This window comes from Rhizobium sp. NXC14, assembly GCF_002117485.1.
Lineage (GTDB): Bacteria > Pseudomonadota > Alphaproteobacteria > Rhizobiales > Rhizobiaceae > Rhizobium.
Genome location: NZ_CP021030.1, coordinates 1609111 through 1625474, shown reverse-complemented (window position 1 = coordinate 1625474; position 16364 = coordinate 1609111). Strand labels below are relative to the sequence as shown.

Here is a 16364-nt window from a genome sequence, read left to right as displayed (position 1 = left end):
AGATGGGCATGAAGGGAATTATTCTCGCCGGCGGCACAGGCACACGTCTGCATCCGATCACAGAGGCTGTCTCGAAACAGTTGATGCCGGTCTACGACAAGCCGATGATCTACTATCCGCTGACGACGCTTATGCTCGCCGGCATCAGAGAGTTGCTGATCATCACTACGCCTCACGACATCGAAGCTTTCAAGCGCCTTCTCGGCGATGGCTCGCAATGGGGAATTTCGCTGACCTATGCCGTACAGCCGAGCCCGGACGGCCTCGCCCAGGCGTTCATCATCGGCGCCGACTTCGTGCACGGCGACAGCTCGGCACTCGTTCTCGGCGACAACATCTTCTACGGGCACGGCCTACCGGAAATCATGAAATCCGGCACGAGTCGTCGCGAAGGCGCGACGGTCTTCGCCTATCACGTCACCGATCCGGAACGCTATGGCGTCGTCGGCTTCGACGAAAAGATGAATGCGCTGTCGATCGAGGAGAAGCCGAAGGAGCCAAAATCGAACTGGGCGGTGACCGGCCTCTATTTCTACGACCAGCAGGTGGTCGATATCGCCGCCAACCTGAAGCCGTCACCGCGCGGCGAATTGGAAATCACCGATGTCAACCGTACTTATCTCGAGCGCGGCCAGCTTTTCGTGGAGTTGATGGGCCGGGGCTATGCCTGGCTCGACACCGGCACGCCGGACAGCCTGCACGATGCCGCGGGTTTCGTCAGCACGCTGGAGAAACGCCAGGGCTTCAAGATCGCTTGTCCCGAGGAAGTCGCCTGGCGCATGGGTTACATCTCGCCGGCCGAACTCGCCACGCTCGCGGAGAAGCTCGGCAAGAGTGCCTACGGCCAGTATCTGAGGAAGCTGTCCCCGGATTGGTGAACCATCTGGCTGGCGCCGCCTCACAGACGGTAGTTGGACGTCTCAGGCGCGCAGATGATGTTCCTCGCGCCCGGCATGCCAGTCGTGGCGCACCGGAAAGCAGTACAGGTTGTAATTTAGGCGCTCGGGAATTCCGCCAGCCTGGCAGCGTAACGCGCCATTGTATCGACTTCGAAATTGACGAAATCGCCGGCTTTGCGCTCACCCCACGTGGTGACGTCGAGCGTGTGGCGGATGAGCAGGACGTCGAAATCGGTGCCGTCGACCGCATTGACGGTCAGCGAAGTGCCATCGAGTGCGATTGACCCCTTGGGGGCGACGAATTTCGCCAGATGCTCAGGTGCGCGCAAGCGGTAACGGGTAGCATCGCCCTCCGATGTCACCGAGAGGATTTCCGCCTTGCCGTCGACATGGCCGGAAACGATGTGACCGCCGAGTTCATCGCCGATCTTCAGCGACCGTTCGAGGTTGATGCGGCTGCCTTCACGCCAGGTGCCGATCGTCGTCAGCCGCAGCGCCTCTTCCCAGGCTTCCACTTCGAACCAGCGGCCATTGCTGCCTTCATCAGGCAGGCCTGTCACGGTGAGGCAGATGCCGGAATGGGAGATGGACGCGCCCATATCGATGGTCGCAGGATCGTAACTTGTTGCGACGCGGAGTTTAATGCCTTCTTTCAACGACGAAACGGATTCGATCGTACCGATATCGGTGACTATTCCGGTGAACATCAAAGCCCTCTTTCGTATTCGTCCAGGCGATCGTCGCCAAACATTCGCGTGCTCATATGCATGAAACCGGATGGTATGTCGGTTGCCTGCACCGGGGATTCAATACCGCCCTCACCGATGACGCCGGGCGCCTGGTAAAGCTGGATTCGATCGACGAGGCCGGCCTCAAGGAAAAGCCGCGCTGTCTTTGCGCCCCCCTCGACCAGAAGCGAGGAAATGCCCCGCGTCGCGAGCGCCGGCAGCAGGACCTCGGGGTGATAGGGATTGCAGTAGACGACTTCGACGCCGGCGGTTTCGAGCGCAGTGCGGCGGGAGTCTATGTCGGCGGGGTCAGTGGCCGGAGCGCGCCCCTCTGTCCTGCCGGACATCTCCCCCACAGGGGGGGAGATTGGCTGGGGGGCAGCTCCCCGCCCTACATCTTCTGTTGCTGGTGATGATGAATCTGCTTGGGACGTCGGATCGCGCTCCTTGCCGATCTCCCCCCCTGTGGGGGAGATGTCCGGCAGGACAGAGGGGGGTAATCCTTCAGCATCCGCCGCCAACGGCGAAACTTTCTCGCTCGCCACCACGATGACCGGCACCTCCCACGCCGTCTGAACCAGCTTACTCGTCAGCGGCAACGCAAGAGACGGATCAAGGACGATGCGGATCGGCGACTGGGCTTCGAGGCCTGGCGTGCGCACCGTCAGAAGCGGGTCATCCGCTATCGCGGTGCCGATGCCGACGAGGATGGCGTCGGATTCGGCGCGCAGCGCCTGAACCTCGGCGCGGGCCTCCGGACCTGTGATCGCCACTTGGCCCTCCCCCTCCCGGCCGATCATGCCATCGGCGGAAACGGCAAGTTTGAGAGTCACACAGGGGCGGTTCTTCGTCTGGCGGGTGAGATAGCCGGCCAGCGAACGCCGGCCCTCCGTCTCCAGTACGCCGGCATCCACCTCGATGCCGGCTTGGCGCAGCATGGCGATGCCGCGGCCGGAGACGCGCGGATCGGGATCGGTGACGCTGATGACGACGCGAGCGACGCCATAGGCAATCAGCGCCTCGGCGCAGGGCGGGGTCTTGCCGTGATGCGAGCAGGGTTCGAGCGTCACATAAGCAGTGGCGCCGCGGGCACGTTCGCCGGCTTCGGCGAGCGCCTGCGGCTCGGCATGCGGGCGGCCGCCGAGCGCCGTGACCGCACTGCCGACGACGACGCCGTCACGAACGATGAGGCAGCCGACGGAAGGGTTGGTGGCGGTGCGGCCGAGATGCCGGCGCGCCAGGCGGATCGCCGATGCCATGAAACCTTCGTCATCCGCCGTGACGCTCATGGCTCATCTGTCCAGCGGGTCGCGGGCGATCTTGGCGTTGATTTCGGAAATGACCTTCTCGAAATCCTCGGCAAGCGAGAAATCCCGATAGACCGAGGCGTAGCGCACGAAGCCGACATCATCGAGGCTCTTCATGGCTTCCAGCACCTGCAGGCCGATCTGCTCGGAGGAGATTTCCGTCTCGCCGGAACTTTCGAGCCGGCGGACGATGCCGGAGACGGCACGCTCAATGCGATCCCGCTCGACAGGGCGCTTGCGCAACGCGACTTCGAAGGAGCGCACCAGCTTGTCACGATCGAACGGTACCTTGCGGCCGGTCTTCTTGATGACCATCAGCTCGCGCAGCTGCACACGCTCGAAGGTGGTGAAACGCCCCCCACAATCCGGACAGATACGCCGCCGGCGGATGGACGTATTGTCCTCCGCCGGACGCGAATCCTTGACCTGGGTATCTTCCGAACCGCAATAAGGGCAGCGCATCGCTACTCCTTACCCCATGTAGCCATACATGGGGAAGCGGTCTGTCAGGTTGACCACCTTGCCGCGCACGGCGGCTTCGACGGCGGCGTTGCCGTCATCGGAATTGGCGACCTTCAGGCCGTCGAGAACCTCGACGATCAGATTGCCGATCTCGCGGAATTCGGCTTCCTTGAAGCCACGCGTCGTGCCGGCCGGTGCGCCCAAACGCACGCCTGATGTGACGAAGGGCTTTTCTGGGTCGAAGGGGATGCCGTTCTTGTTGCAGGTGATATAGGCGCGGCCAAGCGCTGCCTCGGCGCGCTTGCCGGTGGCGTTCTTCTTGCGTAGGTCGACCAGCATCAGGTGGTTGTCGGTGCCGCCGGAGACGACGTCGAGGCCGCCTGCAATCAGCGTTTCGGCCAGCGCCCGGGCGTTCTTGACGATCTGAGCGGCGTATTCCTTGAATTCCGGCTGCAGCGCCTCGCCGAAGGCGACCGCCTTGGCAGCGATGATGTGCATCAGCGGACCGCCCTGCAGGCCCGGGAAGACGGCCGAATTGAACTTCTTGGCGAGATCCTCTTCATTCGTGAGGATGACGCCGCCGCGCGGGCCGCGCAGCGACTTGTGCGTTGTCGTCGTCGCGACATGGCAATGCGGGAACGGCGACGGATGCTGGCCGCCGGCAACGAGGCCGGCGATATGGGCCATGTCGACCATCAGATAGGCGCCGACGCTGTCGGCGATCTCGCGGAAGCGCTTCCAGTCCCAGATGCGGGAATAGGCGGTGCCGCCGGCGATAATGAGCTTCGGCTTGTGCTCTTCGGCCTTGCGGGCGACTTCATCCATGTCGAGAAGGTTGTCGCCTTCTCGCACGCCGTAGGATACGACGTTGAACCACTTGCCGGACATGTTGACCGGCGAACCATGCGTGAGGTGGCCGCCCGAATTCAGGTCAAGACCCATGAAGGTGTCACCAGGCTGCAGCAGCGCCAGGAACACGGCCTGGTTCATCTGCGAGCCGGAATTAGGCTGGACGTTTGCGAAATTGACGCCGAATAGCTTCTTGGCGCGCTCGATCGCCAACTCCTCGGCGATGTCGACGAACTGGCAGCCGCCGTAATAGCGCTTGCCGGGGTAACCCTCGGCATATTTGTTGGTCATGATGGAGCCCTGGGCTTCCAGCACGGCGCGGGAGACGATGTTCTCGGAAGCGATCAGTTCGATCTCGTGCCGTTGGCGACCGAGTTCCTTTCCGATCGCGCCGAAGATTTCCGGATCGACGTCCGCAAGCGAGCGATTGAAGAAGGATTCGGTGGAAGCATTGGTCATGGGCGGGCTCCTCAACTGGAATGCGCTGAGGTATTAGCCTTCCGCCGGGGCAAGGGCAATACGAAGAACGACATTTGCTGGGCAAAGCGCGCGCTGCAGCTCTTTTGTGAGCACCCCTCGGCAGGACGCGTCAAACAGCGCCCTCCCCGGCATAAAAAACCGCGCCCGAAGCGCGGTTCTCAAAATCACGACGCAGAGGGCGCCGCTTATTGAACCGGCTGCTCCATGCCGGCCGTGGTGTCGAGCGCGAGCTCGGCATTGCCGTCCATCTGATAGATGTCGTCGCGGAACTGGACGATGCCGTCGGGCATGCCCCAGGCGGAGATGTAGACGAAATAGACCGGTACTTCGGTGGCGAGCTTGATCGGCGTGTTGACGCCGCTTGCGATCACCTGCTCCATCTGCTGGCGGCTCCAGCCCGGCGTCTCGCGCAACAGCCAGGTCGACAGGTCGCGCACGTTCTGAACGCGGACGCAGCCTGACGATTCAAAACGCATGAGCTTGTTGAACAGGCCCTGCTGCGGCGTGTCGTGCATGTACTCGCCGTTCTTGTTGTAGAAGTTGATCTTCGTCGATGCCATGGCGTTGATCTTACCCGGGTCCTGGCGGAACATCAGGTTCGGCGCCTCGCCGTTCCAATCGACAGTCTCCGGAGAAACCTCATTGCCCTTGCCGTCGATCAGACGGATCGCGTTCTTTTCGAGATAGGTCGGATCCTTGCGCATGAGCGGCATGATGTCCTTTTCGACGATCGAGCGCGGCGCGGTCCAGTAAGGGTTGAGGATGACTTCGTAGATCTTCGAATTGACGAGATGCGTCGGGCGGCTCAGACGGCCGACGACCGCGGTGTGGCGCGTCGCGACGCTGCCGTCTTCGACGGCCTCGACATAGGCGGCCGGAATATTGACCATCAGATGGCGCCGGCCGAGATCTTCCGGGAAGGTCTGCAGGCGGACCAGGTTGGTGTTCAACTGCTGCAGGCGGACATCGGCCGGAATATTCATCGCCTTCAGCGTGAACTCGCCGAGAACGCCGTCGGACGGCAGGCCGTGACGCGCCTGGAAGCGTTTGACGGCGCCGTCGACATAGGAATCGAAGGCGTTCGACATGCCTGCCTCGCGCGGCAGGTCGCCGGTGATCGCAAGGCGCTGGCGCAGCGCCTGGACGGCGGGAGAGGAAACGCCGAGCTGCAGGCGCTGATCACCGGGATTGACTTCGGGCCAGCCGCCGGCTGCCGCAATCTGCTGATACTGCATGATCGCCTGCTGGGCACTCGCGACCGATTGGGGACCGAGGATCGGCGTGTTAGAAACGACGGCCGTCGCCGTGCGCGAAGCCGCCTTGGCATCGAACTGGTCATCCCAGTTGCCGCGGCGCGGTGCGTTGATCAGTGTATCGAGCGCCGACTGCGCGAAGGCCGGCGCGGCGATCGCACCGGCGCCGATCGTTGCCGCGGACGCAAGGAAAGCGCGGCGAGAGAGAGCTTCATTTCCGTTTTTCTTCGACATAGTCCCAACCACTGAATGCCGCTGTAAAGGAAGCGCGGCCCTTTGCGATATCACTGCGCCTTAACGCAGATCCCACCATTCGTTCTTCCGGCACATCGGAAAATTCCGCCCGCCGCATCACAAGATTGCGATGCGGAAGTCTGAACGTTCCTGATCCATTGAAAGCGCCGGTTGTTAACATTCCGCTGCCACACCAATATGGCCAATTCGTGTTGTCAGGCCGAGGGCAACTGCCGAAGGCCGAGTTCATCACGCAACGAACCATATGACGGGTAAATCGTGCCGGTTAATAACGGCTAAAAAACGGCTTGGAAACCGGCCTTTGCGCTTGCCTGGCCTGCGTTGCAAAGATGCCACGCGGGCGCGAACGGCAAAACCGGACGCGCAGGGAACGCATCCGGTTTTCTTCAACCCTGAAAGGAGGTCGAGGGTCTTAGAGGCGGTACATGATCGAGTCGTTCCAGAAACGATCCAGACGCTGGAGCAGCTTGTTCATCTGGGTGAACTCGTCGGTGCCGATGCCGCCGACCTTGTCGATCGAGGCGATGTGGCGTTCGTAGAGCTTGGCGACCGTTTCGGCGATGTCCTGGCCGGTTTCGGTCAGGCTGATGCGGACTGAGCGGCGGTCGATGCGGGAGCGCTGGTGGTTGATGAAACCGAGGTCGACCAGCTTCTTGACGTTGTAGGATACGTTGGAGCCGAGATAGTAACCTCGCGAGCGCAGCTCGCCGGCGGTCAGCTCGGAATTGCCGATGTTGAAAAGGAGCAGCGCCTGGATGGCGTTGACGTCACTGCGACCCTGACGGTCGAACTCGTCCTTGATGACGTCGAGAAGACGGCGATGAAGACGTTCGACAAGATGAAGGGATTCCATGTAAAGATCACGGATGCCCTGATCCTGCTGGTCACGGAAGTTGGATACCGCCTGCGGCTTGATTTTCGTGTTCATATTGACTGCCTCACTGTTTTGTTTGGCGGTGTCGTTTTCTTCCCGCCTTGAGTGAGACCCTATCGAATACATATAAAATTCGACTTAAACCGCAGGCTTAATGGAGCCTTACCGGAAACCCCACGTTGTCTCAGGGTAAATCAACACTTACCTGGCGGCGGTGGCGGCGCTTTTCCAGCCAGAGCAACAGGCGGAAAATGCAGTAGACCGCGGCGACCATGAGATGCAGCAGGATGATCAGCTTATTGGGCCCGAAAATATCAGGCAGCAGACCATACATCAGAATCTGGCCGCCCGCTGCCAGCACCCAGATAACCGGCCCCCAGGAGACGGTGAGCCAGAGGCCGAGGGAGGCGACGGGGAAAAGCACGGCAAGGCTGGTGCTGGCCACCTTCCACGGCAGGCTCAAAAGATCGAATCGGCCGGCCCCGACCAGCGAATAACCGACGAGCATCGCCCAATATTGCAGCCCGAACCAGAAGCAGGATACGGCCACCAGCCTCAGGAACAGAATGAAGAGAAGATCCGCCAGCGTGCGTTTCGGTATTGTCGGGGAATCGGTTTCCATAGCGCAAACATCGGTTCGGGATCGGATCGTTACAAGCGGTTTTTCCGCCGCGGCCAATCGTCCGGTTTGGATTTTCCGGGCGCCATGATAATGAGCGCTCCGATAAATGGAATGGGCCAGGGACAGATATCATGCAGGATAAGACGCATCTCGTCGACGACATCACCGGCCATCGCCGCATGCGGCGCAATCGCAAGGCAGACTGGACTCGCCGGCTGGTGCAGGAAAACCGGCTGACGGTAGACGACCTGATCTGGCCGATCTTCGTCGTGCCGGGCTCCGGTATCATCGATCCGATCCCGGCCATGCCCGGCGTCAACCGTATGAGCATCGACAAAGCAGTCGAGGCCGCGCGCGAAGCGGCCGGCCTCGGCATTCCGGCGCTGGCGACCTTTCCCAACATCGAGATGGAGCTGCGCGACGAGACGGGTTCGAACAGCCTCGAGGCCAACAATCTGATCAATCAGGCCACGGCGGCGATCAAGAAGGCGGTGCCCAATATCGGCGTCATCACCGATGTCGCGCTCGACCCCTTCACCAGCCACGGCCATGACGGCATTCTGAGAGACGGCGAGATCGTCAACGACGAGACGGTCGATCAGGTGGCGCGTGCCGCGGTGATGCAGGCCGATGCCGGAGCCGACATCATCGCGCCCTCGGAGATGATGGACGGGCGCGTCGGCGCGATCCGCAGGGCGCTCGATGCCGCCGGCCATCAAGAGGTCGGCATCATGAGCTATGCGACGAAATTCGCCTCCGCCTTTTATGGCCCCTATCGCGAAGCGATCTCGACCGGCGGGCTGCTGAAGGGCGACAAGAAGACCTATTATATCGACCCGGCCAACGGCACCGAGGCGATCCGCGACGCCGCCCTCGACGTCGAGGAAGGCGCCGACATGCTGATGGTCAAGCCCGGCCTGCCCTATCTCGACATCTGCTGGCGGATGAAGGAGGCCTTCGGCCTGCCGACCTTCGCCTACCAGGTTTCCGGTGAATATACGCAGATCAAGGCCGCAGCGATGAACGGCTGGATCGACGGCGAGCGGGCGATGCTCGAAACGCTGCTGTCGTTCAAGCGGGCGGGATGCGACGGCATCCTCACCTATTTCGCGGTCGAGGTGGCGAAAATTCTGAGCAAACGGTGATTTCGGGGCGAATGATTGTATTTCGCCCCGCCGACACCATATCAGCGGCGTCGCTTTTGCGAGAGGAGATTGAGATGAGCTACAACCCCAATCCGCTTTACGCCGCACCGGAGGACTGGCGCGCCTATAGCGGCGTGTTGAGCCGCCGTGTCTTTGCCTTCATCCTCGATTACCTCATCGTGGCGCTGCTGTGCATTCCCGCGGCGATCGTTTTGTTCTTCCTTTCGATCGTCACGCTCGGCCTCGGCTTCTTCCTCTACCCTGCCCTCTTCGTCATCGTCGCCGGCCTTTACTTCGGCCTGACCGTCGGCGGGCCGAGCCAGGCTTCGCTCGGCATGCGGGCAATGGGAATTGCGATCGTGCGCGTCGACGGCCGGCCGATGGATTTTCTGACGGCGATCGTGCATCTGGCGCTGTTCTGGATCCTCAACTCGGTGCTGACGCCGCTCATCCTGCTTGCCGGCCTATTTATCGAGCGCAGCCGTCTCATCCACGACCTCCTGGTCGGCACGGTGACGGTGCGCACTGCCTGAGACCTGCCGTCTGAGACCTGGCGGCGGAGACGAAAAAACTCTCCGCCTTGCCTGTACCCGGCATCACGACGCTCCATATCCAAAGATTAGAAGACTGAAATGAAGGGCGGAGACCGCCGCGCTGTTGACGTTTTCTATTCTTAGGTCATGCTGTCAGAAAACGGCACTGTCTCGACAAGGAAACTTCCGCGACAAATGAATACGCAGACGACGCCATCCCCGCAGTTTTATCTGACGGCTCCGGCTGCGTGTCCGTATCTGCCGCATGAGATGGAGCGCAAGGTCTTCACCCATCTGGTCGGCCCGCGGGCCGCCGAGATGAACGACATCCTCACCCAGGGCGGGTTCCGCCGCTCGCAGAACATCGCTTACCGACCGGCCTGCGAATCCTGTCGCGCCTGCGTTTCCGTGCGGATTCTCGCCCAGGAATTCGAACCGACGAAATCGATGAAACGGGTGCTTGCCGCCAATTCCGATGTCATCGCCACCGAATTCGCAGCCCAGCCTTCCAGCGAGCAATATTCACTCTTCCGGCGCTATCTCGATTTCCGCCACCAGCAAGGCGGCATGTCCGATATGACCGTGCTCGATTATGCGATCATGGTGGAGGACACGCATGTGAACACGCGAATCATCGAATACCGCCGGCGCGAGGAAGGCTCCGGGCTGGAGGAGCGGCCGAAGGGCGAACTGCTTGCCGCCGCACTGACCGACACGATGAGCGACGGGCTGTCGATGGTCTATTCCTATTTCAATCCGGCGCTCGAGCGGCGTTCGCTCGGCACGTTCATGATTCTCGACCATGTCAGGCGCACGAAAGCGCTCGGTCTGCCGCATGTCTACCTCGGCTATTGGGTTCAGGGGTCACGAAAAATGGACTATAAGACCCGTTTCCAGCCGCAGGAGCATCTGACCCCGCGCGGCTGGGAACGTTTCGACCCCTCCTCCATGCCCGAAAGCACGCGCGACTGAATGTTCCCCACCGCTCTTTCCGATCATCGGAAAGGCCTGCTGCTGACGGCGATCGGCGGGCTGGCACTTTCCATGGATATCCCGCTCGTCCGCCTTGGCGACGGTGACATCTGGTGGGTTCTCGGAATGCGGAGCGCAGCAACGGTTGTCGCCACGCTCGTGATATTAGGAGCAATGCGCCTTGTTTCGGGCAAGTGGCCGGTCCTCGTTCCGGGGCGACCTGGTCTTATCGCCGGTCTGCTCTACGGTCTCTCTTCCCTAACTTTCGTGCTGGCCGTCTTCAATACGGCCACGGCCAATGTCGTCTTCATCGTCGCCTTCAATCCGATGTTCGGGGCGCTGCTTTCCTGGATTTTCCTCAAGGAGAAGCCCCCGGCCGCGACGCTGATCGCCATGCTGTTCATGATATCGGGCGTCGGACTGATTGTAAGCGAAGGACTTGCCAGCGGCCATATCTTTGGCGACGCCATGGCGCTTCTCAGCGCGCTCATTCTTGCCGCAGCCATTACACTCGGGCGTGCCTCGCGCCGGCAAATGGGCTTCGTGCCGCTGCTTGCCGCCATCCTGCCGGCCGCGCTCGGCCTCGCGCAAGCTCTGCCCTCAGCGTTTGCAATCGCCCATCCCGGCTGGATCCTCCTCAACGGCGCCGTCATGATGCCGGTCGCCTTCTGGTGTCTTGCAACCGGGCTGCGCTACCTCTCCGCACCTGAAGTCGGCATGTTCTATCTACTGGAAACGGTGCTTGCCCCGATCTGGGTCTGGCTGATCTTTGCCGAAACGCCCGTAACGACGACGCTCGTCGGCGGCGGCGTCCTGATGGCGACAATCGCCGCGCATTCCCTCTGGATGGCGCGGCGGAAGAGCGTCAGGCAAGTCTCGTGATGTGACGTTGTCGCCCGCTCGGCACCGTGTATAACGGCGTTAAAACAGAGGACAGAGCGATGAACGTCACGATCCGTGAGATCGGAAATTCCGAGGGTGTCATCATTCCCAAAGAGATCCTCGATCGCCTCGGTTTAAAAACAGGCGACTCGCTGGAACTCCAAATGGAAAATGGCGGCATCAATTTGAGGCCGGCTGAGGAAGATTTGTCTCGTCAGCTCGAGGTGGGACGACATTTCATGAACAAGTATAAGGTTGCTTTGAAGAAGCTGGCCGAATAATGGCCTTCAAATTCCTGACAAGGCCATTGGTGGAGACTCTGCAGACAATGCAGATCGAGCGCTTCGGCGGGCTTGCCGGGTTGCGTGACGAAGGCGCTTTGGAATCCGCCCTCGGCCGACCGATGCATAAGGCCAATTACGGTTGCGACGATGTCATCGAACTCGCCACAGCGTATCTTTTCGGCCTTGCCCGCAACTATGCATTCGTCGACGGCAACAAACGCATCGCGATCGTCCGCCGGTGTATTCCTTCTCGAAAACGGCTACGAGATCGAGACCACCGACGCCAATCTCTACGCTTTCGTCCTTGCCATTGCCGCCGGCGAGATTGACGAGGAAGGCGCGACACGCTTCCTTCGGGACTTCAGCGTGCCGCTCAACCGGTAGCCTTCAACTGTTGCTGTTCCAGTTCCCTGCCGAGCGCTTCGACGACATGCGCCCAGCCCTGCCGTGTTTTCTCCTCGTGCGCGGCCCATTCGGCGCACATTTCGTGGGTCAATGTCAGGCGGCTTCCGCCACCAAGAGGCTCGATGTCGATTTCGACGCGATCGCAATTGTGGTCATGCTCCTCGACGGAAAAACTGAAGACCATGCGTTGCGGGCGCTTCAATTCCAGGAAGACGCCCTGATGAAAAGCGTCGCCGGTCGGGCGGCGGTCGACGACGAAGAAACGGCCGCCGACGCGCGGGTCGATGTCGGCACGGATGACGTGACCATCATCAGTCGCAAACAGGAAGCGGCGGGCAATTTCGGGGTTCAGCCAGGCGTCGTAGACGACAGCGGGCGGGGCCCTGTAGGTGTGGCTGACATGCAATTTGATGGTGCTGGCGGGCATCGATTTTCCTCCGGTAGGGGCACGCGCGCCTTCTCGAAGCGCAACGAACCACAGCCGTTCCGTCCGCCCACGCAACCGGCCTTCTCCTCTTTTTGATAACAGCAATGAAATAGAGAAGTTCCCGCGCCCGCCAAGAGCCAAGAGCGGAATTTAGTTCGGCAAAAAATCAAGGCCTACGGCGTCCTTTGCGCGCATGAACAGGCGCGCGGCGCTGTAAAGCCTCAGCCAGCGAATTTGCCGCTGCGCGGGAAGCCCTTCGGTACGGTCCGTCCGGCGCTGGCGCGATCGCCCAGCCATTCGGCGAGTTCGTCCTTGTTCTTCGTGAAGGTGCGGCCGGCGCTGTCTTCCCAGACGAGGCCGTCTGATATCGCGAAGCATCGGACGTCGGAAATGCCGCCGTCCTTGTAGCGCTGCAGGCGCACGCCCTTGCCACGCGACATTTCCGGCACCTGCGCGAGCGGGAAAACCAGCAGCTTGCGGTTCTCGCCGACGACGGCGACGTGATCGCCGCTGACGGGCACCAGCAGCTGCGTTTCCTCCGGCAGCGCGACATTCATGATCTGCTTGCCTTTGCGCGTATTGGCGACCAGCTCCGCCTCTGGCACGACGAAGCCGTTCCCAGCCGTCGAGACGATCAGCTGCTTGCGCGAGGGATCGTGGACGAAGGCGGTCAGCACAGCCTGGTCGTTATCCATGTCGACCATGATACGCAAAGGTTCGCCGTGGCCGCGACCGCCCGGCAGCTTGTCGCCACCGAGCGTGAAGGCCTTGCCGCCTGTCGTGACGATCAGGATCTTGTCCGTCGTCTGCGCCGGGAAGGCCACTTTCAAGCCGTCGCCCTCCTTGAATGTCAGCGTCGCCGTGTCGGCGATGTGGCCCTTCAGGGCGCGGATCCAGCCCTTTTCGGAAATGACGACGGTGATCGGTTCCTTCTCGATCATCGCCTGCTGGATCGCTTCCTCGTCGGCTTCGGGCGCATCGGCGAACTGGGTGCGTCGACGGCCGACCTCGGTCGCCTTGGCGAATTTCTTCTTCACTTCGCCGATTTCCCAGGCGACCGTCTGCCACTGCTTGTCGTCGGAGGCAAGCAATGCCTCAATCTCGCTCTTTTCCTTGGTGAGTTCGTCGAACTCCTTGCGGATCTCGAATTCTTCCAGCTTGCGCAGGGCGCGCAACCGCATGTTGAGGATCGCTTCGACCTGATTGTCCGTCAGGTCCCATCGCGCCATCATGACCGGCTTCGGCTCGTCTTCCTCGCGGATGATCCGGATCACCTCGTCGATATTGAGGTAGGCGATCAGAAGGCCGCCGAGGATTTCGAGACGCTTGTCGATCGCGGCCAGACGGAAGCGCGACCGGCGCTGCAGGACCTCGCGACGGTGGTCCAGCCACTCCTTCAGCACTTCGTTCAGCGCCATGACCTTGGGGATGCGCCCCATGGACAGGACGTTCATGTTGAGCGGGAAGCGGCTTTCGAGCTCCGTCAGCTTGAACATCGACTCCATCAGGATCGTCGGATCGACGCTCCGGGACTTCGGCACCAGGACGATGCGGATGTCCTCGGCCGATTCATCGCGGATGTCTTCCAGCAGCGGCAGCTTGCGGGCAATCAGCAACTCGGCGATCTTCTCGATCAGCCGCGATTTCTGCACCTGAAAGGGAATTTCGGTGACGACGATCTGATAGCCGCCGCGCCCCAGATCCTCCGTCTGCCATTTCGCCCGCACGCGGAAACCGCCGCGGCCGGTGCGGTAGCTCTCGATGATGCTGTCGCGGCTGTCGATGATGATGCCGCCGGTGGGGAAATCCGGGCCGGGAATGAACTCGACGAGCTTTTCAACCGTCGCATCGGGATACTTGATCAGATGCAGGGCGGCATCGCATAGCTCATGGGCATTGTGAGATGGGATCGAGGTCGCCATGCCGACGGCGATGCCGGAGGAGCCATTGGCGAGCAGGTTCGGGAAGGCGCCGGGAAGCACGACCGGCTCGGAATTCGATTCGTCGTAGGTGTCGCGGAAATCGACCGCATCCTGATCGATCCCTTCGAGCAGCAGTTCGGAGACCGCCGTCATCTTCGATTCGGTGTAACGCATGGCGGCGGGGCTGTCGCCGTCGATATTGCCGAAATTGCCCTGGCCGTTCACCAGCGTATAACGCTGCGAGAAATCCTGCGCGAGACGAGCCAGCGCGTCGTAGATCGACTGGTCGCCGTGCGGATGGTAGTTACCCATCACCTCGCCGACGATCTTGGCGCATTTTCTGAAGGCTGAAGTCGGCCTCAGCCCCATCTCGTTCATCGCGTAGACGATGCGGCGATGGACAGGCTTCAGCCCGTCGCGCACGTCAGGCAGGGCGCGGTGCATGATGGTCGATAACGCATAGGCGAGATAGCGCTGCTCAAGCGCCGCCTTCAGGTCGACCGGTTGGATGTTGTCGTCGTCTCCGCCGGAAGGCGGCAAAATCTCTTGTCCCATAGGTCCTGACTAGCCCAGAAGAGGCTGGCGGGCAAGGAATCCAGGCCATTGCAGCTGTGGATGAAGTCTTCCGGCTGATATCAAAGGATGAGACAAGCTCATCGCTGCAATTTGGATTTCGTTTGCCCTTCCCTTCAACAAAAAATTAGTGGGCCGCAATATAAAGCAGGCCCAATCCGTAGTAGCGTAACTGCAGATTTCCAACCGTCACACGCCACCAGAGGAATCACCCTATGAACTTTTACCGGACAACGCGGCTGATGCTGTCGGGCGCAGCCTTTTTCTCGCTCGCAGGCTCGGCTTTCGCTCTCGACGGCGCCGATCTGCTGAAGAAGCTCAATGCCGCCTATGCCGCGCAGGGCGGAACGATTTCGGCTGACGGCATCGATATCGACGGCACGACGGTGACCTTGAAGAACGTCAGCCTCAAACCGACCGGCGGCGAAAGCCTGCCTATCGGCGAAGTCACTCTTTCCGGTGTCGAGGAAGACGAGGACGGTGGTTACTATATCGAAGAAGCGACCTTCCCCGACATCAACAAGACCGAAGATGGCGTCACTGTGACGGCGCAGCAGCTGACGCTTGGCGGCATTTCGATCCCGTCAACGCCCGGAGGCGACTCGCTCGATACGATGATGCTCTACGAAACAGCCCATACCGGCCCGCTGAAGGTGATCAAGGACGGCGCGGAAGTCTTCTCCGTGCTCGAAAGCAACATGAACCTGACATTGCGCGAAGACGAATCCGGCTTCGATTTCGACGGCGCTTTTAAGAGCATGAAGGCCGATCTCAGCAAGGCCGAGGATGCACAGAGCAAGGACGCGATCGAGAAGCTCGCCCTGCAGCACGTCCAGGGCGACATCACCATGAAGGGCGCCTGGGAACTTGCGCCCGGCACGATCGACATTTCGGAATTCGCCTTCGACTTCACCAACATCGGCAAACTGAACCTTGGCTTCAAGATCTCGGGCTATACGATGGCCTTCATGAAGTCGATGCAGGATGCGATGAAGCAATCCGAAGCCAATCCGAACAAGGAACAGTCGCAGCAGGCGCTCGGCCTCGCCATGCTCGGCCTGATGCAGCAATTGTCCTTCGAGGGCGCAAAGGTGCGCTTCGAAGATGCCTCGATCACCAAGCGGGCGCTCGATTATGCCGGTTCGCAGCAGAACATGTCCGGCAAGCAGATGGCGGATTCGCTGAAGGCGATGACGCCGATCATGCTGGCGCAGCTCAATATCCCGGAACTGCAGAACGCCGTTACGGCCGCCGTCAACACCTTCCTCGACGACCCGAAGAGCCTGACCGTCAAGGCCGCTCCCGAAAAGCCGGTGCCGTTCCCGACGATCGTCGGCGCAGCCATGGGCGCTCCGAACACGCTGCCGCAGGTGCTCGGCGTCAAGGTTTCGGCCAACGACTGATCGCTCAAATCTCAAGAAAGGGCCCGGCAGTTCCGCTGCCGGGCCCTTTCTTGTTTCAAATCAGACGATCCGCGCAAAAAAAAGGCCCG

General features: G+C 61.0%; 16 protein-coding genes and 1 pseudogene. 8 read left to right on the top strand and 9 right to left on the bottom strand.

All coding sequences use genetic code 11. The features are described from left to right. Positions 1 to 8: 8 nt before the first annotated feature. Entirely contained in the window at positions 9 to 878 is an 870-nt protein-coding gene (gene rfbA / locus NXC14_RS07940) for a glucose-1-phosphate thymidylyltransferase RfbA (protein ID WP_085777706.1), read from the top strand. Between the two features lie 116 nt (positions 879 to 994). On the opposite strand, the gene NXC14_RS07935 is transcribed toward rfbA, so the two are convergent. The 7 genes from NXC14_RS07935 to NXC14_RS07905 form a co-directional block, all read right to left on the bottom strand. Beyond that, positions 995 to 1606: a riboflavin synthase gene (locus NXC14_RS07935; protein WP_085777705.1), complete on the bottom strand. Its 612-nt coding sequence runs from the start codon at positions 1604 to 1606 to the stop codon at positions 995 to 997. Continuing rightward, positions 1606 to 2916 (bottom strand): bifunctional diaminohydroxyphosphoribosylaminopyrimidine deaminase/5-amino-6-(5-phosphoribosylamino)uracil reductase RibD, encoded by a 1311-nt coding sequence (gene ribD / locus NXC14_RS07930; RefSeq protein ID WP_085777704.1) that lies wholly within the window; start codon positions 2914 to 2916, stop codon positions 1606 to 1608. Before ribD ends, NXC14_RS07935 begins: the two co-directional genes overlap by 1 nt. Before the next feature lie 3 nt (positions 2917 to 2919). Further along, positions 2920 to 3396: a transcriptional regulator NrdR gene (nrdR, locus tag NXC14_RS07925; protein WP_003547190.1), complete on the bottom strand. Its 477-nt coding sequence runs from the start codon at positions 3394 to 3396 to the stop codon at positions 2920 to 2922. A gap of 9 nt (positions 3397 to 3405) precedes the next feature. Further along, the gene (gene glyA, locus NXC14_RS07920) at positions 3406 to 4704 is read right to left on the bottom strand and encodes a serine hydroxymethyltransferase (RefSeq protein WP_085777703.1); all 1299 of its coding nucleotides are present in this window, start codon (positions 4702 to 4704) and stop codon (positions 3406 to 3408) included. A gap of 206 nt (positions 4705 to 4910) precedes the next feature. Beyond that, positions 4911 to 6212: a L,D-transpeptidase family protein gene (locus tag NXC14_RS07915; protein WP_085777702.1), complete on the bottom strand. Its 1302-nt coding sequence runs from the start codon at positions 6210 to 6212 to the stop codon at positions 4911 to 4913. A 433-nt stretch (positions 6213 to 6645) separates the two neighbouring features. Further along, complete coding sequence (locus NXC14_RS07910) at positions 6646 to 7161, bottom strand: MarR family winged helix-turn-helix transcriptional regulator (RefSeq protein WP_004673822.1); 516 nt, start codon at positions 7159 to 7161, stop codon at positions 6646 to 6648. A gap of 130 nt (positions 7162 to 7291) precedes the next feature. After that, a complete protein-coding gene (locus tag NXC14_RS07905) occupies positions 7292 to 7729 on the bottom strand; it encodes a DUF6163 family protein (protein WP_064811669.1) in 438 nt (145 codons plus the stop codon). A 131-nt stretch (positions 7730 to 7860) separates the two neighbouring features. On the opposite strand from NXC14_RS07905, the gene hemB reads away from it, so the two are divergent. From hemB to NXC14_RS07875, 6 genes and pseudogenes are all read left to right on the top strand, one after another. After that, positions 7861 to 8874, top strand: a complete 1014-nt coding sequence (gene hemB / locus NXC14_RS07900; protein ID WP_085777701.1) for a porphobilinogen synthase — start codon at positions 7861 to 7863, stop codon at positions 8872 to 8874. Positions 8875 to 8948: 74 nt separating this feature from the next. Then, on the top strand, positions 8949 to 9407 hold the full coding sequence (locus NXC14_RS07895; protein ID WP_064801688.1) for an RDD family protein: 459 nt from the start codon (positions 8949 to 8951) through the stop codon (positions 9405 to 9407). 195 nt (positions 9408 to 9602) lie between these two features. Further along, entirely contained in the window at positions 9603 to 10379 is a 777-nt protein-coding gene (locus NXC14_RS07890) for an arginyltransferase (RefSeq protein ID WP_085777700.1), read from the top strand. Next, the gene (locus tag NXC14_RS07885) at positions 10380 to 11261 is read left to right on the top strand and encodes a DMT family transporter (protein ID WP_085777699.1); all 882 of its coding nucleotides are present in this window, start codon (positions 10380 to 10382) and stop codon (positions 11259 to 11261) included. 59 nt (positions 11262 to 11320) lie between these two features. Beyond that, positions 11321 to 11542: an AbrB/MazE/SpoVT family DNA-binding domain-containing protein gene (locus NXC14_RS07880; RefSeq protein WP_085777698.1), complete on the top strand. Its 222-nt coding sequence runs from the start codon at positions 11321 to 11323 to the stop codon at positions 11540 to 11542. After that, positions 11542 to 11929 (top strand): annotated as a pseudogene (locus tag NXC14_RS07875) (type II toxin-antitoxin system death-on-curing family toxin). The gene NXC14_RS07880 and the pseudogene NXC14_RS07875 overlap by 1 nt, the downstream one beginning before the upstream one ends. Here NXC14_RS07875 and NXC14_RS07870 read toward each other — a convergent pair. Next, positions 11919 to 12377, bottom strand: coding sequence for an SRPBCC domain-containing protein (locus NXC14_RS07870; RefSeq protein ID WP_085777697.1), 459 nt, complete (start codon positions 12375 to 12377; stop codon positions 11919 to 11921). The pseudogene NXC14_RS07875 and the gene NXC14_RS07870 overlap by 11 nt on opposite strands. Positions 12378 to 12598: 221 nt before the next feature. Then, entirely contained in the window at positions 12599 to 14854 is a 2256-nt protein-coding gene (gene parC / locus NXC14_RS07865) for a DNA topoisomerase IV subunit A (RefSeq protein ID WP_085777696.1), read from the bottom strand. A 233-nt stretch (positions 14855 to 15087) separates the two neighbouring features. Here parC and NXC14_RS07860 point away from each other — a divergent pair, with 233 nt between their 5' ends. Continuing rightward, positions 15088 to 16275 (top strand): hypothetical protein, encoded by a 1188-nt coding sequence (locus NXC14_RS07860; protein WP_085777695.1) that lies wholly within the window; start codon positions 15088 to 15090, stop codon positions 16273 to 16275. Positions 16276 to 16364: the final 89 nt, after the last annotated feature.

Bases quoted from the DNA above. Each gene is read 5' to 3' on its own strand.
- nrdR (WP_003547190.1), bottom strand. From the start codon at position 3,396: ATGCGCTGCCCTTATTGCGGTTCGGAAGATACCCAGGTCAAGGATTCG.
- NXC14_RS07915 (WP_085777702.1), bottom strand. From the start codon at position 6,212: ATGTCGAAGAAAAACGGAAATGAAGCTCTCTCTCGCCGCGCTTTCCTT.
- NXC14_RS07860 (WP_085777695.1), top strand. From the start codon at position 15,088: ATGAACTTTTACCGGACAACGCGGCTGATGCTGTCGGGCGCAGCCTTT.
- NXC14_RS07890 (WP_085777700.1), top strand. From the start codon at position 9,603: ATGAATACGCAGACGACGCCATCCCCGCAGTTTTATCTGACGGCTCCG.
- NXC14_RS07870 (WP_085777697.1), bottom strand. From the start codon at position 12,377: ATGCCCGCCAGCACCATCAAATTGCATGTCAGCCACACCTACAGGGCC.
- ribD (WP_085777704.1), bottom strand. From the start codon at position 2,916: ATGAGCGTCACGGCGGATGACGAAGGTTTCATGGCATCGGCGATCCGC.
- parC (WP_085777696.1), bottom strand. From the start codon at position 14,854: ATGGGACAAGAGATTTTGCCGCCTTCCGGCGGAGACGACGACAACATC.
- rfbA (WP_085777706.1), top strand. From the start codon at position 9: ATGAAGGGAATTATTCTCGCCGGCGGCACAGGCACACGTCTGCATCCG.
- NXC14_RS07935 (WP_085777705.1), bottom strand. From the start codon at position 1,606: ATGTTCACCGGAATAGTCACCGATATCGGTACGATCGAATCCGTTTCG.
- NXC14_RS07880 (WP_085777698.1), top strand. From the start codon at position 11,321: ATGAACGTCACGATCCGTGAGATCGGAAATTCCGAGGGTGTCATCATT.
- NXC14_RS07885 (WP_085777699.1), top strand. From the start codon at position 10,380: ATGTTCCCCACCGCTCTTTCCGATCATCGGAAAGGCCTGCTGCTGACG.
- NXC14_RS07895 (WP_064801688.1), top strand. From the start codon at position 8,949: ATGAGCTACAACCCCAATCCGCTTTACGCCGCACCGGAGGACTGGCGC.
- glyA (WP_085777703.1), bottom strand. From the start codon at position 4,704: ATGACCAATGCTTCCACCGAATCCTTCTTCAATCGCTCGCTTGCGGAC.
- NXC14_RS07905 (WP_064811669.1), bottom strand. From the start codon at position 7,729: ATGGAAACCGATTCCCCGACAATACCGAAACGCACGCTGGCGGATCTT.
- NXC14_RS07910 (WP_004673822.1), bottom strand. From the start codon at position 7,161: ATGAACACGAAAATCAAGCCGCAGGCGGTATCCAACTTCCGTGACCAG.
- hemB (WP_085777701.1), top strand. From the start codon at position 7,861: ATGCAGGATAAGACGCATCTCGTCGACGACATCACCGGCCATCGCCGC.